At 60.0% G+C, this 24,803-nt stretch carries 22 protein-coding genes and 1 tRNA gene; all 23 read left to right on the forward strand.

Annotated elements, in window-relative coordinates:
* Positions 1-36 precede the first annotated feature (36 nt).
* The 23 genes from HMPREF9081_RS14390 to HMPREF9081_RS03475 all read left to right on the forward strand — a co-directional run bounded on the left by HMPREF9081_RS14390 (position 37) and on the right by HMPREF9081_RS03475 (position 24,764).
* Positions 37-162, forward strand: coding sequence for a secretion protein HlyD (locus HMPREF9081_RS14390; protein WP_071778216.1), 126 nt, complete (start codon positions 37-39; stop codon positions 160-162).
* A 28-nt stretch (positions 163-190) separates the two neighbouring features.
* On the forward strand, positions 191-358 hold the full coding sequence (locus tag HMPREF9081_RS03365) for a hypothetical protein (protein WP_167535605.1): 168 nt from the start codon (positions 191-193) through the stop codon (positions 356-358).
* Between the two features lie 235 nt (positions 359-593).
* Positions 594-5,324, forward strand: coding sequence for a beta strand repeat-containing protein (locus HMPREF9081_RS03370; RefSeq protein ID WP_040394400.1), 4,731 nt, complete (start codon positions 594-596; stop codon positions 5,322-5,324).
* A gap of 493 nt (positions 5,325-5,817) precedes the next feature.
* Positions 5,818-7,095: an ArsB/NhaD family transporter gene (locus HMPREF9081_RS03380; protein WP_006305582.1), complete on the forward strand. Its 1,278-nt coding sequence runs from the start codon at positions 5,818-5,820 to the stop codon at positions 7,093-7,095.
* A 114-nt stretch (positions 7,096-7,209) separates the two neighbouring features.
* A complete protein-coding gene (locus tag HMPREF9081_RS03385) occupies positions 7,210-7,788 on the forward strand; it encodes a Maf family protein (RefSeq protein WP_006305583.1) in 579 nt (192 codons plus the stop codon).
* A complete protein-coding gene (radC, locus tag HMPREF9081_RS03390; RefSeq protein WP_006305584.1) occupies positions 7,775-8,452 on the forward strand; it encodes a RadC family protein in 678 nt (225 codons plus the stop codon). The genes HMPREF9081_RS03385 and radC overlap by 14 nt, the downstream gene beginning before the upstream one ends.
* Before the next feature lie 106 nt (positions 8,453-8,558).
* Positions 8,559-8,939: a universal stress protein gene (locus HMPREF9081_RS03395; RefSeq protein ID WP_006305585.1), complete on the forward strand. Its 381-nt coding sequence runs from the start codon at positions 8,559-8,561 to the stop codon at positions 8,937-8,939.
* Positions 8,940-8,955: 16 nt separating this feature from the next.
* A complete protein-coding gene (locus tag HMPREF9081_RS03400) occupies positions 8,956-9,963 on the forward strand; it encodes a deoxyguanosinetriphosphate triphosphohydrolase (RefSeq protein ID WP_040394404.1) in 1,008 nt (335 codons plus the stop codon).
* 12 nt (positions 9,964-9,975) lie between these two features.
* Positions 9,976-11,757 carry a DNA primase gene (dnaG, locus tag HMPREF9081_RS03405; protein ID WP_006305587.1) on the forward strand — a complete coding sequence of 594 codons (1,782 nt, stop codon included), beginning with the start codon at positions 9,976-9,978 and terminating at the stop codon, positions 11,755-11,757.
* A 94-nt stretch (positions 11,758-11,851) separates the two neighbouring features.
* Complete coding sequence (rpoD, locus tag HMPREF9081_RS03410) at positions 11,852-12,994, forward strand: RNA polymerase sigma factor RpoD (protein ID WP_006305588.1); 1,143 nt, start codon at positions 11,852-11,854, stop codon at positions 12,992-12,994.
* A 41-nt stretch (positions 12,995-13,035) separates the two neighbouring features.
* Positions 13,036-14,154 (forward strand): RNA polymerase sigma factor RpoD, encoded by a 1,119-nt coding sequence (rpoD, locus tag HMPREF9081_RS03415; protein ID WP_006305589.1) that lies wholly within the window; start codon positions 13,036-13,038, stop codon positions 14,152-14,154.
* 342 nt (positions 14,155-14,496) lie between these two features.
* A tRNA-Asn gene (locus tag HMPREF9081_RS03420) sits at positions 14,497-14,572 on the forward strand.
* A gap of 123 nt (positions 14,573-14,695) precedes the next feature.
* Entirely contained in the window at positions 14,696-15,385 is a 690-nt protein-coding gene (locus HMPREF9081_RS03425) for a tRNA (adenine(22)-N(1))-methyltransferase (protein ID WP_006305590.1), read from the forward strand.
* A 17-nt stretch (positions 15,386-15,402) separates the two neighbouring features.
* Positions 15,403-16,212, forward strand: a complete 810-nt coding sequence (locus HMPREF9081_RS03430) for a Nif3-like dinuclear metal center hexameric protein (RefSeq protein ID WP_006305591.1) — start codon at positions 15,403-15,405, stop codon at positions 16,210-16,212.
* 23 nt (positions 16,213-16,235) lie between these two features.
* Positions 16,236-18,035, forward strand: a complete 1,800-nt coding sequence (lepA, locus tag HMPREF9081_RS03435; protein WP_006305592.1) for a translation elongation factor 4 — start codon at positions 16,236-16,238, stop codon at positions 18,033-18,035.
* Complete coding sequence (gene hemW / locus HMPREF9081_RS03440) at positions 18,028-19,194, forward strand: radical SAM family heme chaperone HemW (protein WP_006305593.1); 1,167 nt, start codon at positions 18,028-18,030, stop codon at positions 19,192-19,194. Before lepA ends, hemW begins: the two co-directional genes overlap by 8 nt.
* A gap of 65 nt (positions 19,195-19,259) precedes the next feature.
* Complete coding sequence (locus tag HMPREF9081_RS03445) at positions 19,260-19,541, forward strand: hypothetical protein (RefSeq protein WP_006305594.1); 282 nt, start codon at positions 19,260-19,262, stop codon at positions 19,539-19,541.
* A 186-nt stretch (positions 19,542-19,727) separates the two neighbouring features.
* The gene (locus tag HMPREF9081_RS03450; protein WP_006305595.1) at positions 19,728-20,084 is read left to right on the forward strand and encodes an OadG family protein; all 357 of its coding nucleotides are present in this window, start codon (positions 19,728-19,730) and stop codon (positions 20,082-20,084) included.
* 17 nt (positions 20,085-20,101) lie between these two features.
* Complete coding sequence (locus tag HMPREF9081_RS03455) at positions 20,102-21,229, forward strand: sodium ion-translocating decarboxylase subunit beta (protein WP_006305596.1); 1,128 nt, start codon at positions 20,102-20,104, stop codon at positions 21,227-21,229.
* Positions 21,230-21,378: 149 nt separating this feature from the next.
* Positions 21,379-22,077 (forward strand): precorrin-2 C(20)-methyltransferase, encoded by a 699-nt coding sequence (gene cobI / locus HMPREF9081_RS03460; protein ID WP_006305597.1) that lies wholly within the window; start codon positions 21,379-21,381, stop codon positions 22,075-22,077.
* Position 22,078: 1 nt separating this feature from the next.
* Positions 22,079-23,008 (forward strand): ABC transporter substrate-binding protein, encoded by a 930-nt coding sequence (locus HMPREF9081_RS03465; RefSeq protein WP_006305598.1) that lies wholly within the window; start codon positions 22,079-22,081, stop codon positions 23,006-23,008.
* On the forward strand, positions 23,005-23,976 hold the full coding sequence (locus tag HMPREF9081_RS03470) for a FecCD family ABC transporter permease (RefSeq protein ID WP_006305599.1): 972 nt from the start codon (positions 23,005-23,007) through the stop codon (positions 23,974-23,976). Before HMPREF9081_RS03465 ends, HMPREF9081_RS03470 begins: the two co-directional genes overlap by 4 nt.
* Positions 23,973-24,764, forward strand: coding sequence for an ABC transporter ATP-binding protein (locus HMPREF9081_RS03475; protein WP_006305600.1), 792 nt, complete (start codon positions 23,973-23,975; stop codon positions 24,762-24,764). Before HMPREF9081_RS03470 ends, HMPREF9081_RS03475 begins: the two co-directional genes overlap by 4 nt.
* Positions 24,765-24,803 lie beyond the last annotated feature (39 nt).

Below are 24,803 nucleotides of genomic sequence, written 5' to 3' on the forward strand. Positions count from 1 at the left end.
GAATCGCTGATAAAATAGACCCTCAGATTGGCGTAGATTTTTCGTCCTGTCAAGGAGACAAACCGGACACATAGCCAAAGCTATGTGGAGGATTTGTCGACAAAGAGAGGGCGAAAAAGATGCGTCAAGATGGCGGTGCTGAATTTATCAGTGGTTCCATAATCAGGGAAGAGAAAGGATGATAACAATCATGAGTGAGGGAAATGCAGAGGAACTGATTCGCTCGATGAGCGCGCAGCGCGTGGAGGCGATGCGTGCTGCTTTTGAGGCGGATCTCATGGCGGCGCGGTATCGCAAGAAATCGTTCGCGTGGTATAGGGACGTTATTGCGACGAACGGGGCGAGTCTGCGGCGGTAAGAATACAGACTCTTGGAGCGCCAACACAAACAGGGGCTGCTGCACGAAGTCATTTTGACTCGTGCGGCAGCCCCCTTTTGCTATGCGTTTTCGATGCTCTGACGCGATGAAACACATCACTTTCGTGTAAGATGTTGTCACTTTCTGCAAATTTTTGTGATACCTCTATAAAAATGCTATAATATAAAGAAAAAATGCGGAAGCTATGGGACAATATCAGAAAGGAAGTCGCAATATGAAAGCCTCATCAAATGCACATCTGCACCGCACACTCCTCTGTGCGCTCTTTGCGGGGAGTATCGCCGCGCCGTTTGCCGTGCCGCACGCGTATGCGCTGCCCATCGAGGGCGCAAATGCCCCGACAAATGCGGGGGAGGCGAATATCTCCACGAGCGGCACGGTCATGGACATCACGGGCAAGACCGAGCACAATGTGCTCCGATGGGAGGACTTCTCCGTCGATTCGGGCGAGAAGGTACGCTTCGACAGCGGCAGCCAGACAAAGGACTATCTGAACCTCGTCACGGGCGAGGGCGCGTCGAACATCTACGGCACGCTCGAGGGCGGTCGGAACGTCTACCTCGTGAACCCGCACGGCATCCTCTTTGCCGCAGGCTCGCAGGTCAATACGGGCGCGCTCTACCTCTCGACGGCGAAGCCCGATGATATTGCCGCAGCAACGAATACATTCAAGACAAACGGCACAAGCCCCCTCTCCGCCACCGCGCAGACGGGCGACGTGCTGAACCTCGGCACGGTAAAGGCGAGCAAACTCTACATCGAGGGCAAGAACGTCAAAGTCCTCAACACGGATGCGGTCACGGACGCAAACGGCACGGCACTCACGGGGGCGAACGTCACGATTCGCAGCGCACAGACGCCGCATATCGGCTACGATGTCGGCAATCGAGCGACGGCGAACTTCGACGAGGGCGGCGGCTCTGTGCAGCATAGCTTCTATGACTATGCGAATCCGAACACCGCAAAATCTGCAAGTGGGCGCGGATGGGAGGTAACGAACCTCGGCGGCACGGCGCATACGGACTATGACTATATGCGCGTGCATGATGTCTACGACCTGCAGAATATCAATGCGAAACGGGACGGCAGATACATCCTCGCGGGCAACATCGACGCAGGTGTCACAAATACATGGAATCGTACTGTGTATGGCATAGAGGGCTTCCTTCCGATTGGAGAAGATTATCGCACGCAATTTACGGGACAATTCGACGGCGCGGGACACACGCTGCGGGGGCTGTATATCAATCGTCCGAATGAGAATACTCAAGGGCTGTTTGGCTACACCGTCGGGGCACGCATTGAGAATCTCTCCCTTGTGGACGGCAATGTGGAGGGGCACGACTCGGTCGGCGGCATTGTGGGATATGCACAGGACACTGTGATTCGGAACGTTTCATACGCCGGCAGGGTCAATGGAAATCAGATCGTCGGCGGCATTGTGGGATGTGCGTGGGGCGGCAGCATTCAGAATGCATGGAATGCGGGCGCAGTCAGCGGGACAGGTCATAGCGCCGGCGGTATTGTGGGATATGCACGTGAGGCTGCTGTGATTCAGAATGTCTGCAATACGGGCGCGATCACAGGGAATGAGAGAGTCGGCGGCATTGTGGGGGCGATAGCGGACAGTACCCTTCAGAATGCATGGAGTACGGGGTCGGTCACAGGGAGTCAGCAGGTCGGCGGCATTGTGGGGGCGATGGAGAACAGCACCCTTCGGTATGTATGGAATACGGGGACGGTCGCAGGGAGTCAGAAGGTCGGCGGCATTGTGGGGGAGGCAGACGGCGGCAGCATTCGCCATGCCGTATCGAAGACGGGCAGTGCAGGGCAGGCGGTCGGCGCATCGAGCAATGGGACTGACGTGACGGATGTCAAGGTCGCTCCCGAGGCGGATATGAAGCTGGCGGCGACATACACGGACTGGAAGGACGCGAACGGCAACGCCGTCGTTGCGACCGAGGGCGGCAAGGGGCTGCCGTGGCGCATCTATGAGGGCAAGACCACGCCCCTCCTCACGGGTCTGATGAAGGGCACGAAGCGCCTTGCGAAAGTCTACGACGGCAATGTCTTTGCGACAACGGACCCGCACATCACCCTCGTCCATACGGGGAAGGATGTCGGCACATACGATGCCTACAGTGACCAGTTTGGCTATAACCTCATCGGCGGCGCGATCATTAAGCCGCGCGCATTGACGATTAGCGCAGTTGCGGCACAGAGTAAGACCTACGACGGCACGCGCGACGCAGACGCCGCGCAGTTCCACGCGACGCTCGGCAATATCGTCGCAGGCGAGGAAGGCAGCGTAACGGCGACCGCCACGGGCGCGGCGTACAACGACAAGAACGTCGCTGGGGCAAATAAAGTGAGCTACACGGGAGTCGCGCTCGGAGGTACAGGCGCGGGGAACTACAGTCTCGCCGCGACGACAGCGCAGGGGGCGGGCAGTATCACGGCGAAGCAGCTGAATCTCGCACTGACGGGCGGCGCACGCTTTGACAAGACGTATGACGGCACGGCGAACGTCACGCAGTCGCTCACGAAGGACAGGAACTATACGCTCACGAATTTCGTAAGCGGCGAGGGCGCAGACATCGCACTCGCACCTGTCACAGGTACATACACGGACAAGAACGCGGGCACGGGCAAAACCGTGACCTTTGGCGGGCTGACGCTCACGGGTGCGGGCGCGGGGAACTATTCCCTCTCTGCGACCACCCTCACGACAACGGGCGACATCGCAAGGAAGACGCTGACGCTCGAAGGGACGGCGGGCACGCAGTTCACCAAGATATACGACGGCACGGCGACCGTGACGCAGAACCTCGTGCGCGGTACGAACTATCGGCTTGCGGGCGTGGTCGAGGGCGAGGGCACGAGCGTTGTCGCGCTGAACGAATCCGTCGCACAGGGCGCATACACGACCGCGAACGCACAGGCGGCGGGCGCGCAGCAGAACGTCACCTTTACGAACCTCGCGCTCACGGGTTCGGGGGCGGCGAACTATACGCTTGCAGCGAACAAGACCTTTGAGAGCGCGGGCAGGATCACGCCGAAGGAGCTGAATCTCGCGCTCGCGAGCGGCACACGCTTTGACAAGACGTACGATGGAAATGCAAACGTCACGCAGTCGCTCACGAAGGATGGGAACTATAGCCTCACGGGCTTCATTACGGGCGAGGGCGCGGACATCGAACTTGATACCGTCACAGGCACATACGCCGACAAGAACGCCGCCGCAGACAAAGCCGTGACCTTTGGCGGGCTGCGGCTCACGGGCACGGGCGCGGGGAACTATGTGCTGAACAAGACCGCGCTCACGGGCATAGGCACGATTTCGCCGAAGCAGCTGAATCTCGCACTCACGAGCGGCGCGCGCTTTGACAAGACGTATGACGGGAATGCAAACGTCACGCAGTCGCTCACGAAGGGGACGAACTACACCCTCACGAATTTTGCAGACGGTGAGGGCGCAGGAATCACAATCACGGGCGCGGGGACATACACGGACAAGAACGCGGGCACGGGCAAAACTGTGACCTTTGGCGGGCTGACGCTCACGGGTGCGGGCGCGGGGAACTATTCCCTCTCTACGACCACCCTCGCGACAACGGGCGACATCGCGAAGAGGGCGCTGACGCTCGAAGGGACGGCGGGCACGCAGTTCACCAAGACGTATGACGGCAATGCGACCGTGACGCAGAACCTCGCGCGCGGTACGAACTATCGGCTTGCGGGCGTGGTCGAGGGCGAGGGCACGGACATTGTCGCGCTGAACGAATCCGCCGCACAGGGCGCGTACGCGACGAAGGATGCACAGGCGGCGGGCGCGCGGCAGAACGTCACGTTTAGGAACCTCGCGCTCACGGGTTCGGGCGCGGCGAACTATACGCTTGCGGCGAGCAAGACCTTTGAGAACGCGGGCAGGATCACGCCGAAGGAGCTGAACCTCGCGCTCACGAGCGGCGCACGCTTTGATAAGACGTACGATGGTACGGCGAACGTCACGCAGTCGCTCACGAAGGATGGGAACTACAGCCTCACGGGCTTCATTACGGGCGAGGGCGCGGACATCGAACTTGATACCGTCACAGGCACATACGCCGACAAGAATGCCGCCAGAGATAAAGCCGTCACGTTTGGCGGGCTGACGCTCACGGGCACGGGCGCGGCGAACTATGTGCTGAACCGCACGAGCCTTGTGGGCACGGGTACGATCACGAAGCGTGCGCTGACCCTTGGCGCAGTCGCGGCGCAGACGAAGACCTACGACGGCACGACCGCCGCAGACGCCGCACAGTTCAGCGCAACGCTCGGCAATGTCGTCGCGAGCGACAGCGTAGCAGCGACCGCCACAGGTGCGACCTACAACGACAAGAACGTCGCTGCGGCAGCCACCGTTGACTACACAGGGCTAGCTCTCGGAGGTTCGGATGCGGGGAACTACAGTGTCGTGAGTACCGCGCAGGGGGCGGGCGCGATCACGCCGCGCGAACTCACGCTGACCGCCGATGCCAAGACTGCCACGCAGGGGGAGGCGCTGCCCTCCTTTACGGGACGGGCGGACGGTTTTGCTGCGGGCGAGGATGCGTCCGTGTTCGGTGCGCAGGGCATCACGTTCGGCAGCGCGGTCACGAATACGAATACGCCGGGCAGCTACGCCGTGACGGGCAGGGCGGTCGGCGTCGCAGACGGTGTCGTCGGCAACTACCGCATCACGCAGGCGCCGGGGAATGCGCGTGCCTTTACCGTCAACGTCATGCCTGTCACAGGCGGCGTCCTCGCCTCGCTCATACAGGAGTCGAAGCCTATTTTCGACGATGGGTACAGCAGGCTCGTCTACCTCTATGGCATGCCGCGTCCCATTCCCGCTGAGATTCTTGGATTCTATCGCTTCGCACCTACGCGCGATCTCCTCATCGAGGGACTGCGGCTTGACTGAGGGGCTCTCGGAGCGGTATAGGTCATCTATCGAATCAGAGTCACTTATGCTGCCGGCGCCCCTATCGACACACCTTCGGTGTGCCACTTCCCCCGTAGCGACGGGGGAAGCTGATATGCCGTTTCCCCAAGCCTCCCCCGTTGCTGACCTGTCCAAGAAGCAAGTCCGTAGGACGAAGCTGATTGGGCAACAGGTCGTATGGGAAAACGTCCCAAGAACACAAGCGTTAGCGAAGTGTGATTGGTTGACGTTGACCGCTCGACACGGGGGAGGGGGCGCTTTGAACGGGGAGTGCTTTTATATCCAATGACACAAGGAGCAACGATACGAGGCAATCTGACCTTATATTGCTGCTCCTTTTGTGTGCGTATAAAATTGTACGTTGAAAAAAACTTGTCACATATTCAAATCTTGTGATAAAATGAACAAAGTTGCGCACTGCGGTAGACTGTGGTACCGCGTGCAGGATTCGGTTCAAAAAGGAGGCGCTTGAATGGAAACATTGGCCGGGATTATTTTTGTCGTGATGTATATGGTGATTGTCTCGGAGAAGATTCACCGCACGGTCGCTGCGATGATCGGCGCGGTGCTCATGATGCTGCTCGGCATCCTCTCGCAGGAGGCCGCACTGCATCATGTGGACTTTGAGACGCTCGGGCTGCTCGTCGGCATGATGGTGCTCGTCGGTGTGACGAAGGAAACGGGGCTGTTCGACTATGTGGCGATCAAGGCGGCAAAATCGGCGAAGGCGGAGCCGCGCCGCATTCTCGTCTATCTCTGCATCATCACGGCGGTCTTTTCCGCATTTCTCGACAACGTGACGACCGTGCTCCTCATGGTGCCCGTGACATTCAGTATCACGAAGATCCTGAAGCTCGACCCCATGCCGTATCTTCTGACGCAGATCATCGCGTCAAACATCGGCGGCACGGCGACGCTCATCGGCGACCCGCCGAACATCATGATCGGCAGCGCGGTGAAGGAGCTGACCTTCGTCATGTTCATCGAGCATCTCGCGCCGATTGCGATCATCTGTATGACGGTCGTGCTGTTCATCATGTCTGCGATCTACCGTAAGAGCCTCGTCACGACGCCGGAACTGCAGGCGGAGCTGATGCAGATGGACGAGAAGACGGCGATCACGGATCACAGTCTTCTGAAGCGTTCGCTCTTCGTGCTGGGGCTTACGATCCTCGGTTTTTTCACACACTCCTTTACACACATCGAGTCGTCGCTGATCGCTCTGACGGGCGGCTTCCTGCTGCTCCTCCTCGCGGGCGGCAGTGAGCATCTGGTGGAAAAGGCGATGCACTCTGTCGAGTGGCCGACGATCTTCTTCTTTATTGGTCTTTTCATTGCTGTTGGCGGGTTGATTGAGGTCGGCATTATCGCGCAGCTCGCGGAGACGGCGGTGGAGGCGACGGGTGGCAACCTCACGGCGACGGCGCTGCTGATCCTATGGATGAGTGCCATCATCTCGTCCGTGCTCGACAATATCCCGTTCGTTGCGACGATGATCCCGCTCATTCAGAACATGGGCACAATGGGCATCACGAACCTCGAGCCGCTCTGGTGGTCGCTCGCACTCGGCGCGTGTCTCGGCGGCAACGGAACGCTCGTCGGCGCATCGGCAAACCTCATCGTGGCGGGCATGGCGGCGGAGCGCGGCGTGCACATCAGCTTCATCCGCTATTTCAAGATCGGCTTCCCGCTGATGATTCTGACCATCGTGCTCTCGACGGTCTATGTGTATCTGCGGTATTTGTTGTAAATCATTGGCAGGAAAATCCCCACACGGGGGCGAATCAATTCTACAGAAATGTGTGAGAGACACCGACACAGTTTCGGTGTCTCTTTTTGTCCCACAAGAAAAGGGAGAGAGCCTATGTTTATACTTGCGTCAGCATCGCCGCGGCGGCGTGCGCTCCTGCGGCAGATTGGGGCAAGGTTCGTCTCGATCACGCCCGCCGTCGATGAGGTGAAGGATGCGGAGCGGCCGCGCGACGCTGTGATTTGCAATGCGCTGATGAAGGCGCGCAAGGTGGCGGAGGAGTACCCGGAACACGCCGTTCTTGGTGCGGATACTGCTGTCGTTCTGAACGGGCAGTCCTTCGGAAAGCCGAAGGACGCCGCCGAGGCACGCTATATGCTTGCGCAGCTCGAGGGGCGCCAGCATACCGTGCTTACGGGGATTGCGTGGATTGTGGACGGGCGCGAGTACACGGACGCGGCAGAGACGATCGTGCGCTTTGCGCCGATGACGGAGGCGGAGATCGCCGCCTATGTCGCTTTGGGCGAGCCGATGGGCAAGGCGGGCGCGTACGCGATTCAGGGGCGTGCGGCGATCTACATCGAGGAGATGCACGGCTCGTTCTCAAACGTGGTCGGACTGCCGCTCCATGCGGTTGCGACGCTGGCACGGAAGGCGGGCATCACGATGGAGGGCGGCGATGAATCTGCGTGATCTGCCTGCGGGCGAGCTGCCGCGTGAGCGATTGATCGAACGCGGTGCACAGGCGCTCAGTGATGCGGAGCTGCTTGCCATTCTCCTGCGGACGGGGCGGCGGGGCGAGAATGTACTGGAACTTGCGCACGGGATTGTGGCGCGGTTTCGTGAAACGGGGCTTTCCGAGATCCTCGCGATGCCCTGTGCGGAGTTTGCACGCATCCCGGGCATCGGCATGGCAAAGGCGGCGACCGTGCTCGCCGCGCTCGAACTTGGACGGCGTGCACAGCGTACGGCGAAGAGCCGCCCGCGTATCAGCGAGGCGCAGGATGTGGCAGAGCTGCTGCGCTCGCGCCTCGCTGCGGAGAAGCGCGAACACTTTCTCGTCCTGCCGCTGAGTTCGAAGAACGAGGTGCTGATGGTCGCGGACGTGTCCGTCGGCACACTCACGAATACGCTCGTGCATCCGCGTGAGGTGTTCGAGCCGGCGATCCGCTGCGGAGCGGCGCACATCATCCTCGTGCACAACCATCCGAGCGGCGACCCTGCACCGAGCACCGAGGACCATCGCCTCACGCGCATCCTCAAGGAGGCGGGCGCGCTGCTCGGCATCCCCGTCACCGATCATGTGATTCTCGGAGGAGCGGAGTTTTTCAGCTTTTCCGAAGAGGGGATGTTATAGGCATATACTTTTTTTTCACAGAGAGAGGATTTCCCCCTTCAATCATCGAAATATACTGATACCTTAGGAAATGTTTCTTGTTAAAACGTGATTAGGAGGGATTAGGATGAGCAAGATCAAAAAGATTCTCGTTCCGGTCGATGGATCGGTCAATGGCTGCAAGGCGGTCGATGAGGCGATCTTCTTTGCGGAGAAATGCGATGCGGAGCTCGACTTCGTTTATGTTGCGAGCAACATCAACAAGGACATTCCGAGCCACATCGTCTTTGACCGCATCTGGGAGAAGCTGTCGGACGAGCGCAAGGCGCGCAAGCACGTCAAGAGCGGGCACATCGCGAGGGGTATTCTCGAAGTCGCGGACGAAGAGGGGAGCGATATCATCATCATGGGCAGCCGCGGGCTCGGCCTCCTCAAGGGGGTTCTCATCGGCAGCGTCAGCCAGAAGGTGATCGAGGAGTCGAAGATCCCCGTCATGGTGATCAAATAGGCGGGAGGTGGCAGCCTTGACCGTTCGGGAGCGGCTTGAGGCGCAGGAGAACGCACTCCTTTCACCGCTGGCTGCGCGCAGTGCAAAAGCAAAACGCAGCCATCCAATGGAGGAGTGTCCCTTCCGCACGAAATTCCAGCGGGACCGCGACCGCATCCTCCACTCCAAGTCGTTCCGTCGGCTCAAGCACAAGACGCAGGTCTACATCGTCGCGGGCGATCATTACCGCACGCGCATGACGCACAGCCTTGAGGTCGCGCAGATCTCGCGCACGATTGCGCGCGGGCTGCAGCTGAATGAGGATCTGACGGAGGCGATCGCGCTCGGGCACGATGTCGGACACACGCCGTTCGGGCATGCGGGCGAGGCGGTCATGGAGGAGATCACGGGACATTTTGCCCATAACGAGCAGAGTCTGCGCATGGTCGAGATCCTTGAGCGCGGCGGGCATGGACTGAATCTCACGAATGAGGTGCGCGACGGGATCCTGAACCACACAGGCAAGGGGATGCCGACCACGTTCGAGGGGCGGATCGTACGCATTGCCGATCGTATTGCCTACCTCTGTCATGACTATGACGACAGCATCCGCGCAGGTCTTCTGACGCCCACGGAACTGCCCGCCGAGGTGCGCGACGCATTTGGTACGGACACCTCTGCCATGATTACAAGCATGGTGTCGGATATGATCGTCACCTCGGAGGCGCGCGGCGATGCGACGCTCTCGGCGCCCGTACAGCGTGTGATGGATGCGTTTCGTGCATTTATGTTTGAGCGCATCTACCACTCCAAGACGCTCGCGCACGAGCGTGCACAGGCGGGCTTCGTTCTGCGTGCGCTGATGGATCACTTCACCGTGTATTTCCATACGCTCCCGCAGGAGTTTCGGGATCGAGAGGAGAAGTGGGGGCGTGAGCAGTGCGTGGTGGACTATGTGGCGGGGCTGACGGACAGCTTCGCGGTGTCGCTCTTCCGCGAGATCTACATCCCGCCCGTGGATCAGATGACGATCAAGCCGATATAAAAGGAGATACCTATGCGTGACCCAAGGATGGAGGCCTTTGTGCAGCAGGTGCGCGCGCAGACCGACATCCTTGCCGTCGTGCAGGGCTACGTTCCGCTGAAGCGCAAGGGCAACCGCTACTGGGGCTGCTGCCCCTTCCACAACGAAAAGACAGCGTCGTTCTCCGTCGTGCCCGCCGACGGTTTCTTCTACTGCTTCGGCTGCCACGCGGGCGGCGATGTGTTCAAATTCATCTCGCTCATCGAGCAGATCACGCCGTTCGAGGCGATCAAGCGGCAGGCGGAGCAGCTGGGCATCCCGCTGCCCGAGCGCAAGCGCGACCCGCGCGAGGAGGCACGTCTCAGGGAGCTCGACGATCTCAGGAAGGTCAACGCACTCGCACGCGACTTCTTTCACAACTGCCTGACGATGACGCGTTACGGTGCGGCTGGAAAAGCCTATCTTGCGGGGCGCGGCATTACGGAGGAGACGATCGCGCGCTATGGCATCGGCTTTGCGCCCGACGCGTGGTCAAAGCTCGCCGATGCGTTCCAAAAGCGCGGCATATCGGAGGACATTCTTGTAACGGCGGGGCTCGCCGTTCGTCGGGAGCGCGGCGGTGGCGTCTACGATCGGTTCCGCAATCGTGTCATCATCCCCATCGCGGATGAGCGCGGACGCATTGTCGGATTCGGCGGGCGCGCGCTCGGTGACGCGCAGCCGAAGTATCTGAATACGGCGGAAACGCCCGTATTTAACAAACGCAGGCTGCTCTTCGGTCTTGACCGTGCACATCGCAGTATTGCGAGCGAGGGCTGTGCGATCGTGGTTGAGGGCTATATGGATGCCATCGCCGCGTGGGAGGCGGGCGTGACGAATGTCGTTGCAACGCTCGGCACCTCGTTCACGAGCGATCATGCAGGGATCCTCCTGCGCCGTGCGCCGCGCATTGTATTCTGCTATGACAGCGATACCGCAGGGCAGGAGGCGACACTGCGCGCACTCGCTGCCGTACGTGGCCGTGCGGCAGAGGTGCGTGTTCTCCTTCTGCCCGACGGCAAGGATCCCGATGAGTATGTCCGCACACACGGTGCGGAGGCGCTTCGTGCACTCGTAGAAACAGCTGTTCCTGCGCCTGTGTTCCGTCTGCGCCATGTCCGCACGCATATGACGGACACGGTGGAGGGGCGCCGCGCAGCACTCAGAGAAATGCTGCCCGTGCTCGCAGAGCTCGATGAGATCACGCGCGCCGCCTATGTGCGGCAGACGGCGGCAGAGCTCTTCCTCGACGAGGGCATGGTGACGGATGCCCTGCGCTCCTTCCTGCGGCACGGCGGAGCAGAGCCTGTGTCATCCGCAGCGACACAGCGTGTCCCCACGCATCGTTCGGATCCTGTGCTGCGCCGTGCCGGCCGTGAGGTCATTGCGGCTCTTTGGCGCGATTCTGCGCTTCTCACTGAAATTTTATCTTTGATTCCGCTCGCGCATTTTCCCGATGAAGGCATCGGTGAAATCCTGCGCGCGATGGAGAAACACCATGCAGCAGGCGGTGCATTCGATGCGGATTTTATCGCTGCTCAACCTACAGCGGCGGGGGCTGAGCTCTCTCGCGCACTCGTGGAGGAGGGGCATACGGCGGACTCCTATCGCGAGGCGTTGGGTACGCTGCGGAGGGCATATCTCACGGCCGAATTGGCTCGACACACACGCCGTGCGGAGGAACTGTTGCAAGAAGGAAAAGCGGGATACATTGACGAATTAAACGAAGTAAAGAGAATTCAAGACGAGATCGCCCGTGAAAATCCGCACACGTAATTTCGAGAAGCACTTTAGTATTTATACATTCGCAACGATATATTAAATGATATTTTTTATTAGATAATACTACGAACTGAAAGGAGGGGGTATCATGCAGACGGCAGCAGTACGCATGGAACGGGAAGATATGCACAGAATGGGAAATTTGGATGAGCTTGTAGCAAAGGGAAAGGCAAACGGCGGCACACTGACCTGTGGAGAACTCATCGAGGCGTTTGTCGAGTGGACAATGACCCCCGACGCAATGGATGGGCTCTATCAGCGGCTCAGCGATGACAACATTGAGATTGTTGACGATACGGTGGTTGACGAGGGCGGCGATGATGACGTTCTCGAACCCGTCGATGAACTGGATAAGGACGAGGCGGAGATTGAGATCGACCTCAGCGTGCCCGAGGGAGTTGCGCTTGATGATCCCGTCCGCATGTACCTCAAAGAGATCGGTCGTGTTCCTCTGCTGACGGCAGAGGAGGAGGTCGAGCTCGCGCGGCGCATGGAGGCGGGCGACGAGAGTGCACGTCATCGGCTCGAGGAGGCAAACCTGCGCCTCGTCGTGAGCATTGCAAAACGCTACGTCGGACGAGGCATGCTCTTTCTCGATCTCATTCAGGAGGGCAATCTCGGACTCCTCAAGGCGGTTGAGAAGTTCGACTACAGCAAGGGCTATAAGTTCAGTACCTATGCGACGTGGTGGATTCGGCAGGCGATTACGCGTGCAATCGCCGATCAGGCACGCACGATCCGCATTCCCGTTCACATGGTTGAGACCATCAATAAATACATCCGCATTTCGCGGCAGCTCCTACAGGAACTCGGACGCGATCCGATACCGGAAGAGGTCGCGAAGCACATGGGGCTGAGTACCGCGCGCGTGCGTGAGATCATGAAGATCGCGCAGGAGCCCGTGTCGCTCGAAACGCCGATCGGTGAGGAGGAGGACTCCCACCTCGGCGACTTTATCGAGGATGAGGCTGCGCTGGATCCCGCCGACGCAGCGTCCATGATGCTGCTCAAGGAACAGATCTCGGAGGTGCTCAAGACGCTCGCTCCGCGTGAGGCGGAGGTGCTGCGCCTGCGCTTTGGACTCGAGGACGGACGTTCGCGCACGCTCGAGGAGGTCGGGCAGAGTTTCGGCGTAACGCGCGAGCGCATTCGCCAGATCGAGGCGAAGGCACTTCGGAAGCTCCGGCACCCCGTACGTCTGCGCAAATTACAGGGAAATTTTGATCTTTGAGACAAGATCGTCTCACGAATACATGATAGGAGGAGCGCACTATGACAGAGGGGGCGGAGCAGAAAAAAGCGCCGGGCGCCGAGATCATAGAACGCCTGCTCGCCAAAGGTAAGAAGAACGGCGGGACGCTGACGTACGGCGAGCTCATTGACGCACTGCAAAAACAGGATATGTCCCCCGACGAAATGGACGATATGTACCAGCGTTTCAGCGACGAGGGTGTTGAAATTGTCGACGATGTGCAGATTTCGGCGACGGAAGAAGAACCCGTCGATGATGACCCTCCTGAGAAGGAGGAGGTCGAGATCGATCTCTCCGTCCCCGAGGGGATATCCCTCGATGACCCCGTTCGTATGTATCTCAAGGAGATCGGGCATGTGCCCCTTCTGACTGCGGAGGAGGAGGTCGAACTCGCACAGCGCATGGAGGCGGGGGATGAGGAGGCTCGTCATCGGCTCGAGGAGGCAAACCTGCGCCTCGTCGTGAGCATTGCAAAACGCTATGTGGGACGCGGCATGCTCTTTCTCGATCTCATTCAGGAGGGCAATCTCGGACTCCTCAAGGCGGTTGAGAAGTTCGACTACAGCAAGGGCTATAAGTTCAGTACCTACGCGACGTGGTGGATACGACAGGCAATCACGCGTGCGATCGCCGATCAGGCGCGCACGATCCGCATTCCCGTGCATATGGTCGAAACGATCAACAAACTCGTGCGCATTTCGCGTCAACTCCTGCAGGAGCTCGGACGCGACCCGCGCCCCGAGGAGATTGCGAAGGAGATGGGCATCAGCGTCGTGCGCGTCCACGAGATCATGAAGATTGCGCAGGAGCCCGTGTCGCTCGAAACGCCGATCGGCGAGGAGGAGGACTCCCACCTCGGCGACTTCATCGAGGACGAGGCGGCACCCGCGCCCGCAGAGGCGGCATCGTTTATGCTTCTGCGCGAACAGCTTGAAGAAGTGCTGGAGACGTTGACCGACCGCGAGAAGAATGTCCTGCGGCTGCGTTTCGGACTCGAGGACGGACGTTCGCGTACACTCGAAGAGGTCGGACAGAGCTTCGGCGTGACGCGCGAGCGCATCCGCCAGATCGAGGCAAAGGCACTTAGAAAGCTCAGGCATCCGAGCCGCAGCAAGGTGTTGCGGGATTTCTTGGAGTAGTTGACGCGTGCGGAGAAATATCGTATAATAAGCATACAAAAGGGGCACTGCCGGTAAAACGGTCAGTTCCCGAACTCAGTATTAGGTAAGATTACCCGCCTAAAGTTGGTACCTGCAGGCGGGTTCTCTTATGCCCTTAAGGCTACGACACAGATCGTTATGAGAAACACGACTGTTAAAAAATCGTAAAGAGTCATAAGCATCGCCCCCCTTCCAAGGGGACTAACCGCCTACCGTATGGCAGTGCCTGTTTTGATTATAACACGCATGTTTTTTATGCACAAGCAATATTTCCCTTGACAAGGCGGCGTATAGCCCTTATAATACGCATGTCTGACACATTCCTCGATAGCTCAGTCGGTAGAGCGTCTGACTGTTAATCAGAATGTCACTGGTTCGAGTCCAGTTCGAGGAGCCATTTGCAACAACAGGAGTGTAACGCAGCAGTTACACTCCTTTCTTATGTCTATGTGAAATCATCTGTGGTGTGAGCCCCACGCAGTCAGATACCGTCTGAGCATTATGGGAGAGGGGAGAAGAGATGCAGCTCGATGCACGGCTTGCGGCGATTGCCGCGTTTGTGCCGCATGGGACGGCGCTTGCGGACATCGGTGCCGATCATGCCTACCTTGCCGCAACCCTCGTCATGAAGGGGATCGCGCGGCGCGCCGTCGTCGGCGACCTCAGTGCGGGGGCATGTGCGGCGGCGCGACGCACCGCCCTGACACAGCGGCTCACGCGCGAGATCGACGTGCGGCAGGGGGACGGGCTCTCCGTGCTTACGCCCGGCGAGGCGGAGTCCATCGTCATTGCGGGGATGGGCGGCGCACTGATCGCAGAAATCCTTTCGGGTGCGCCTGTTGTCCTCACGAGCGTGCAGACCCTCGTCCTCCAGCCCATGAACGGTGCGGCAAAGCTGCGCCGCTGGCTCTATGAAAACGGCTGGGATATTGTCGATGAGACGCTTGCACGCGCGGGCGGACATCTCTATGAGATCATCCGTGCCGAGCACGGTGCGGCAGAGCTGCCCGACGACGTGCTGCTCCATATCGGTGCACGTCTCTTTGAAAAGCGCGATCCTTTGCTCAAAGCGCATATCGAGGGCAAGATCGCGAAGCTCACGCGTGCCGCAGGGGGCATGAATACGAGCGCTGCGGCACGGCAGAGTGCAGAGTATCGCGAAACGGTATCGTTGCTTGCTGCGCTGCGGACGATGCTTGCATTATATTGAGGAAAAGGAGGACGCCCATGCTCAGCTGTCAGCTCATCATGAACGCGCTTGAGCGCATCGCGCCGCGCCGTCTCGCGGAGGATTGGGACAACCCCGGCCTCCTTGTCGGCAGCTATGCACAGCAGGTCGGTCGCGTCCTTGTTGCTCTTGATGTGGACGATGCTGTTACGCAAGAAGCAATCGACCGCCGCGCCGACATGATCGTCGCGCATCATCCCGCGATCTTTCGCGGCATCAAGCAGCTGCGCACTGATCTCCCGCTCGGACGTCGTCTCGCCGCCCTCCTTACGCACAACATTGCAGTTGCGGCGGCTCATACGAATCTCGATGTGGCGCACGGAGGCGTAAACGATGTGCTTGCCGCACAGATCGGACTGGAAAAGCTGTCCTCCTTCGTTATCACCGGTCAGGAGGACGGCTCCACCGAGAGTATCGGGCGCGTGGGGACACTTCCCGCACCCACCTCCATCGAGGATTTTGCCCGCGCGGTGAAGGAGTGCCTCGGTGTTTCCCACGTTCGTCTCGCCGCTACTGCCGCGCGCCCTGTGCGCCGCGTTGCCGTCTGTGGGGGCGCGGGGGCGGACTTTATCGACAACGCCGTCCGCCTCGGTGCGGATGTCTACGTCACGGGCGATGTGAAGTACCACGACGCGCAGCGCGCCGTCGAGCAGGGCATGCACATCATCGACGCCGGGCACTTCGGCACGGAGGCACCCGTTTTGCCCGTTCTTGCCGAGCACCTGCGTGCAGAGCTGGCGTCCGAGCGCGGAGAGATTGAGATTTTTGTCACAAACACGCAGCGCGACGTGTTCGATGTGATTGTATAAAGGAAGAAATCGAGGGAGACACAATGGAGCAGAAGCATATCCGCAATTTTTCCATCATCGCCCACATCGACCACGGCAAATCCACCATCGCCGACCGTCTCATCGAGTACACGGGCACGCTCAGCGAGCGCGAGATGGAGGCGCAGGTGCTCGACAGCATGGATCTCGAGCGCGAACGCGGCATCACGATCAAGGCGCAGACCGTGCGCCTCGACTATCGCGGCGAGGACGGTGCGATGTACGAGCTGAATCTGATCGACACGCCGGGACACGTCGACTTCAACTACGAGGTCTCGCGCAGCCTTGCCGCGTGCGAGGGTGCGCTGCTCGTCGTGGATGCGGCGCAGGGCGTGGAGGCGCAGACGCTTGCGAACGTCTATCTCGCGCTGGAGCACGATCTTGAGATCGTGCCCGTCATCAACAAGATCGACCTGCCGAGCGCGGAACCGGACCGCGTAAAGGCAGAGATCGAGGACACCATCGGACTCGACACGAGTGCCGCCGTCCTCGCCTCGGCAAAGACGGGACTTGGCATCAAGGAAGTCCTCGATGCCGTCGTCGCCTACATCCCGCCGCCGGAGGGCGATCCCGAAGCGCCGCTCCGCGCGCTGATCTTCGACTCCTACTTCGACCCGTACAAGGGTGTCATTGCAAATGTGCGCATAAAAGAGGGAACCATAAAGAAGGGCATGAAGCTGAAGCTCATGGCGACGGGCAAGGTCTTCGAGGTGACGGATGTCGGTTGCTTCCGTCCGCAGCCCGTCGATACGGGCGCGCTCGGCACGGGCGAGGTCGGCTTTATTGCGGGGGCGCTCAAGGATGTGCGCGACGTCCGTGTCGGCGACACGGTGACGAGCGCCGAGCGTCCTGCGACAGAAGCCTTGCCGGGCTATCGCGGCGTCACTCCGATGGTCTTCTGCGGGCTGTATCCCGAGGACAGCAAGGACTACGACAACCTCCGCGAGGCTCTGGAAAAGCTGCAGCTCAACGATGCGGCACTCGTCTTTGAGCCGGAGACCTCGATTGCACTCGGCTTCGGCTTCCGCTGCGGCTTCCTCGGACTCCTCCACATGGACGTGATTCAGGAACGCCTCGAGCGCGAGTACAACCTCGGGCTCATCATGACGGCGCCGTCCGTCGTCTACCACGTCTACCGCACGGATGGAAACATGGTGGAGGTCAGCAACCCCGCAGATCTCCCGCCGACGACCGAGATCGATCACATCGAGGAGCCGTGCGTCAAGGCGACCGTCATCGTGCCGAAGGACTACGTCGGCGCGGTCATGGAGATCTCGCAGGAAAAGCGCGGCGTGTTCCAGACGATGGACTACCTCGACGCAACGCGCGTCATGGTCATCTACCACATCCCGCTGAACGAAATCCTCTACGACTACTTCGACCGGCTGAAATCCGCGACACGCGGCTATGCCTCGCTCGACTACGAGCTCATCGACTATCAGACGAGCAATCTCGTCAAGCTCGACATCCTCCTCAACGGCGACGCCGTGGACGCACTCTCGACCATCGTGCACCGCGACCGCGCCGCCCAGCGCGGCCGCCAGCTCGCAACGAAGCTGAAGGAGATCATTCCGCAGCAGATGTTCGAGATCCCCATTCAGGCTGCCATTGGGAGCAAGATCATCGCGCGCGAGAACGTGCGCGCGCGCCGCAAGGACGTGCTCGCGAAATGCTACGGCGGCGACATCACGCGCAAGCGCAAGCTGCTCGAAAAGCAGAAGGAGGGCAAGAAGCGCATGAAGGCGGTCGGCAGCGTGGAGCTTCCGCAGGAAGCGTTTATGGCGGTGCTGAAAATTGATGAATAACGTGCGTGAGGGAGCGTGGGGCATCTACGCCCACATTCCCTACTGCGTGAAAAAATGTGCATACTGCGACTTCATCTCTGCCGCCTCAGGGAAAAATACGGCGGAGATGGAGGACTATGCGGCGGCGCTTCGGGCGGAGATTCTGCGCGAGGTGCCGCCGCTTCGTGCGTGCCGGGGCGATGCGGCGACCGTCTACATTGGCGGCGGCACGCCGACCGCGCTGCCCGCTGCGCTGCTTGAGGGCATCCTGCACACACTGATCGAAACGGCGGGAACGCCCGTGGAGTGCACCGTTGAGGCGAACCCAGGCACGGTGGACGAGGCGTACCTCGCATGCATCAGGGCGGCGGGCGCGAACCGTCTCAGTCTCGGCGTGCAGAGTTTTGACGATCGTCTGCTGCGCGCCATCGGACGCATTCACACAGCAGAGGAAGCGGAGCGGGCATTTTGCGCGGCACGCGCGGCGGGCTTCACGAACATCAGCCTCGATCTGATGTATGGGCTGCCGACACAGACGCTCGACGATCTGAGGCAGAGTGTCAATGAGACGCTTGCGCTCGCGCCCGAACATATTTCGGTATACGGGCTGATCGTTGAGGAGGGCACGCCGTTTGCGGCGGCAGAGGCGGCGGGGAGACTTGCTCTGCCGAGCGAGGATGCGGCAGAGGAGATGTATGACTGGCTGATGGCGGAACTGCCCGCACGCGGTTACGCACGCTACGAGATCTCGAACTTCGCACGCGCAGGCTATGAGAGCAGACACAATCTCGGCTATTGGCGCAATGTTCCCTATCTCGGTGTCGGTGCCGCAGCGCACGGCTATGTGGGCGGCGTGCGCTGGGGGAATGAGAGCAATACGCGCGCCTATATCCGTACCATGCGTGCGGGCGGAAGCGTCCGTATTCCCGAGGACACACAGCACACACGAGATAATGCGATGGAGGAGTACGCATTCCTCGCCTTGCGCACGGCAGAGGGGGTTGATGAGGAAGACTTTGCACGCACATTTGGCGTAGGAATTGATGACGTTTATCGTGCTGTGATTCAGAGATACATCGCCCTCGGACTGCTCCGCCGCGCAGATGGGTTTGTTGCGCTCACCGATGCGGGCATGAAGTTCGGCAATGAGGTGTTCGCGGCATTTTTGTTGGACGAGTGATTCCATTAACAATAAATTTGTGCTATGATAGGGATTGTTTACCGCTCTTACAAAGGAGAATTGCCATGAAAACGCTGACCATGATCGAGATGGAGGGCTGCCCCTACTGTGCGAACGCACATCGCGCGATGGACGCGCTACGCGCCGAGGGCTACGAGGGTGTGCAGGTCGACTTTATCGACGAAAACAAAGAGCCTGCAAAGACGCAGCCGTTCGCCGGCATGTACTACTATGTGCCGAGCATCTTTATGGACGGGAAAAAACTCTACGAGGCACAGCCGGGGCAGAGCTATGACAAAATTTTTGCCGAGGTGAAGCACGCCTTTGATGCGGTGCGTACCGACTGAACGCGTCACGCATGAAAATTATGCACAGATTGCATGAGAAAAACAAAAATAAAACTTGTAAAATCGTCCGGAATCCAGCATAATAAATAAAGCGATATTTTCATAATATACATAACCCTTATGAAGGTCAACGTATACGGGTAACGCAGCGGCACTCATAAGGGAATAACAAGATGAGGTGAGTTTATGCATCAACCCGTAACCGATAATCCATTTGTCATCATGTTTATCAACATGGTCATCGTCTTCGGCGTTCTGACGGCGATCTGGGGGCTCATTGAGCTGACACACAGGCTTGACCCGACGAAGAAGAAGGCGGAACCGCCCGCAGCGGCCCCCGTTGCTGCTATGCCTGCACCCGTGCCCGCAGCGCCGGCTGCGCCGGTAGTCCCCGCAGGACTCAACACAGAGACCGTTGCCGTCATCGCGGCAGCCGTCACCGCCTGCGGTTACAGTGCCGAGCAGATTCACGCCATTCGTCCGGCAGAGCAGCCCGCATGGCGCGACTTTGGTCGTGCAAAGGGCATGCGCACGCCGCGCTGAGGAGGGAGTGACAGATTATGGATTTTATCAATGCATTTACCGTCTCCCTGCAGGCAGTCGTCGACGGCAGTGGATTCGTGGGGATGACCGGCGGCAACGTGATCATGATCCTCGTCGGTCTTGTTCTGCTCTACCTCGCGTTTGCACGCGACTTCGAGCCGCTGCTGCTCAGCCCGATCGCATTCGGCTGTATCCTCGCGAACATCCCGTTCAACGGCTTTGAAGAGCCGGGCGTCATGTCCGCGATCGGCATGGGTATCAAATACGAGATCTTCCCACCGCTCATCTTCCTCGGTGTTGGCGCGATGACGGACTTTGGTCCGCTGATTGCGCGTCCGTCGAGTCTGCTCATGGGCGCAGCGGCGCAGTTCGGTGTCTTCGTCGCCCTCCTCGGCGCGATGCTCCTCGGCTTTACGGCACAGGAGGCAGGCTCCATCGGCATCATCGGCGGCGCGGACGGCCCGACCTCGATCTACCTCGCCACGAAGATGGCGCCGCATCTCCTCGGTGCAATCGCCGTTGCGGCGTACACCTACATGGCTCTTGTTCCGCTCATCCAGCCGCCCGTCATGAAGCTCCTCACCACGAAGAAGGAGCGTGAGGTCGTCATGGAACAGGCGCGTGAGGTCACGAAGTTCGAGCGCATCGCGTTCCCGATTGTCTCGACCATCTTCATCAGTCTGCTGCTGCCCTCCATCACGGCGCTGCTCGGCATGCTCATGCTGGGCAATCTCTTCCGTGAGAGCGGCGTGACGGATCGTCTCTCGGATACGGCGCAGAACGCGCTCATCAACACGGTCACGATCTTCCTCGCACTCGGCACGGGGCTCACGATGAGCGCGGAGAGCTTCCTCGTCAAGGAGACACTGCTCATCATCGCACTCGGTCTCGTCGCCTTCATCTTCGGCACGGCGGCGGGTGTCGTCCTCGGCAAGATCATGTGCCGCGCGACGGGCTGGAAAGTCAACCCGCTCATCGGTTCTGCGGGCGTCTCCGCTGTTCCGATGGCAGCGCGTGTCAGCCAGATCGTCGGCATCAAGGCAAAGCCGGGCAACTACCTCCTCATGCACGCCATGGGGCCGAACGTCGCCGGCGTGATCGGCACGGCGGTCGCGGCAGGTACCATGCTCGCGATGCTGATGTGATGTACATCGTCAAAAGTTTTTTTTGTGGTGCAATACATCATTTGACAAAATCCTCCTTCATGGGTACTATGAGGGAGGATTTTTTTGCTCGCACTGTTCTTCCACCGGTGCGAAAAGAATATTTATTTTGGTAACGGAAGGAAGATTTTATGCGCGGAACATTCTATGGCATCGGCGTCGGGCCCGGCGATCCCGAGCTGCTCACCGTCAAGGCGATCAAGGCGATCGAGGCGGCAGATGTCCTCATCGCCCCGAAGACCGAGAAGAAGGACGGCAGCGTCGCCCTCGAGATCGCACGCCCCTACCTCAAGAAGGACATCGAAATCGTCTATCAGGTGTTTCCGATGGTCAAGGACTTTGCGGATGACACAGGCGCGTGGGAAAAGAATAAGGCGGAGATCCTTGCACTCCTCAATGCGGGCAGGAACGTCGCGTTCCTGACCCTCGGCGATCCCATGTTTTACAGCACTTACATCTACGTCTTCCGCCTCCTCGAACACGAGGACGTGGATATCGTCACCATCCCCGGTGTGCCTGCATTTGCCGCGATCGGCAGCAAGGTCGGCAGACCCATCGTCGAGGGCAACGACGTGCTCGCCATCATCCCGGGGACGGCGAATCAAGAGCGTCTCGAGGAGGTCATGGCAGTCGCGAGTAGCGCCGTCATCATGAAGGTGTATCACAACTCTGCTGAGATCATCGATCTCCTGAAGCGCAACAATATGGCGAAGGATGCCGTGCTCGTGAGCCGCGTGGGACTCGACGGTGAGCGCATCATCCACGACCTTGAGACACACGAGAATGAGAAGCTGAACTATCTCTCGACCATTCTCGCACGGAGGAATTGACATGATGAAACAGTGGACACTTGCCCTTCTCGCGGCTCTTACCCTCGTACTGACCGCCTGCGGCGCACCCGCAGCGGAGAACACGACGCAGGGCAGCTACGCAACGATTACGGACGACAACGGCCGCACCGTCACATTCGACAAGAAGCCGGAGCGCATTGTCGTCACATCTGCCTCCTTTATCGCGCCGCTGTACGCAGTCGGCGGTGAGGTTGTCGGACGCCCTGTGACCAAGTCGAAGGTTCTTCCGGAGGCGGAGAGCGCGGCGACCATCGGCCCCGTCTATCAGATCGATGCGGAGAAGATCATCGCGCTCACGCCTGACCTCGTCATCCTCAACAAGGGCATGAACGAGAAGCTGATCGAGACACTCGCCGCGAACAACATCCAGACACTTGTCATCGATATGAAGAGCTATGAGGATGTGAAGCGTGAGGTCGCGACCTTTGCTGCGCTCACCGGCGAAAAGGCAAAGGGCGATGAGCTGATCCAAAAGATGGACGCGGACATTGAGGCGGTGCGTTCCTCCATCCCGCAGGAGAAGAAACGCATCTCCATCATCCACAGCACGGGACAGGGGCTCTCCGTCCAGCTCGACGGGAGCATCGCCGGCTCGATCGCAAAGATGCTCGGCTGGGAGAACACGGCGAGCGGGATGCCGGCACTCGACAAGAACCCTGATGCCGCACCCTACAGCATGGAGACTCTCGTCGCGCAGAACCCCGACATCATCTTCGTCACGAGCATGGGCGAGGAGGCGGAGATCCGCGCCTCGATGGAGGCAATGTTCGCAGAGAGCCCTGCATGGCAGAGCGTCAGCGCGATCCGTGACGGACGCGTCTATTACCTGCCGCAGGAGATGTTCCTCTTCAGCCCCGGCATCGACTACCCGAAGGCAGTGGGGTACATGGCGAGGCTGATCTATCCATGAAAAAGCGAATCGCGCTGCTTGTTCTCTTTGCCGCGCTTGCTGCATTTGCAATGCTGCTCTCCACCGCAAAGGGGTCTGTGGACATCCCCCTCGGGGAAATCCTGAACATCCTCGGCGGCGCACGCGATACAGCGCATGCCCAGATCCTATGGAACATTCGCCTGCCGCGCACGATCGTCGCGGCACTCGTCGGCATCAACCTTGCACTTTCGGGCGCGATCCTGCAGGCGATCCTGCGCAACCCGCTCGCCGACCCGCACATCATCGGCATCTCGTCCGGTGCGGGGCTTGCGGGCATTTTTATCATGCTCATGCTGCCGGGCGCGGCGTGGGCCATCACACCCGCCGCATTCGGCGGCGCGATGCTCGCCGCGCTCCTCATCTACATCCTCGCGTGGCGTGACGGCATCCGCCCGACGCGCATCATCCTCGCGGGCGTGGCGGTATCCGCGTTCCTCGGTGCGGGGATCTCTGCCATGATGATCCTCTACAGCGACCGTGTGCACAGTGCGCTCATGTGGATGGTCGGCGGTCTGTCGGCGCGCAGCTGGCCGCACGTCGAGATGCTGTTCCCCTATACCATTGCGGCGGGGCTTTGTGCGCTCGCCGCCGCGCAGCGGCTCAACATCCTGCAGCTCGGCGACGACATGGCGCGCGGCATCGGACTCGCCGTCGAGCGCACGCGCATTCTGCTCACGGCGGTCGCCGCACTCCTCGCCGCGAGCGCCGTGTCCGTCGTCGGGCTTCTCGGCTTTGTCGGACTCATCGTGCCGCACGCCGCGCGCCTCATGATCGGTTCGGACTATCGCTTCCTGCTGCCTGCGGCGGCGCTCCTCGGCATCGCCGTCGTCACACTCAGCGATACGGCGGCGCGCCTCCTGTTTGCACCGCTTGAACTGCCTGTGGGCATTATCATGGCGGTCGTCGGGGCACCGTTCTTTCTCTATCTGTTGAGGAGGCAGCTATGAGTGCCGGAATGACCGCGCGCAATCTGCGTGTGAAGATCGCGGGCAAGGAGATCCTGCACGGGCTGAACGTGGATATCGCCGCAGGGCGGCGCACCGCCATCGTAGGACCGAACGGCGCGGGCAAGACAACACTCCTGCGCGCGCTCGCGGGGCTGAACCATCGTTATACGGGAGAGATCGTGCTCGATGGACGGGAACTCGGCAGCTACTCCGAGAAAGCGCTTGCACGCGTGCGTGCCATCCTGCCGCAGGAGCGCGCGGCGGCGCAGGGGCTCACGGTGGAGCAGCTCGTTACATACGGACGCTTTGCGCATGCGGGACTCTTTCAGACGCGTTCGGACGCAGAGGACAGGGAGGCGGTCGCGTGGGCGATGGAGACGGCGCACGTCTCCGCCTTCGCCGAGCGCGAGGTGCATACCCTCTCGGGCGGCGAGCGGCAGCGCGTCTTTCTCGCGATGGCACTCAGCCAGCGCCCGCGCCTGCTGCTGCTCGATGAGCCGACCACGTATCTCGACGTCGCACATCAGCTGCGCGTCATGGAGATCATCACACGGCTCAACCGCGTGCACGGCATGACGATCCTGATGGTGCTGCACGACATGGCGCACGCGATGCAGTACGCCGATGATATCGTCCTGATGCAGAGCGGACGCGTCCGCGCGACGGGCACACCGACCGAGGTGCTGACCGAGGAGCGCATCGCGGATGTGTTCGGCGTGCGCGTCGAGATCTTCACCAATAGTCGCGGGATTCGTGTGCCATCGCCTGTGGCATTGGTGGGAGAATAAGATGTACTAAAAAATTGACAGCGCATGGAAAATTTCATA

Source organism: Centipeda periodontii DSM 2778 (assembly GCF_000213975.1).
In the GTDB taxonomy this organism is placed as follows: domain Bacteria; phylum Bacillota; class Negativicutes; order Selenomonadales; family Selenomonadaceae; genus Centipeda; species Centipeda periodontii.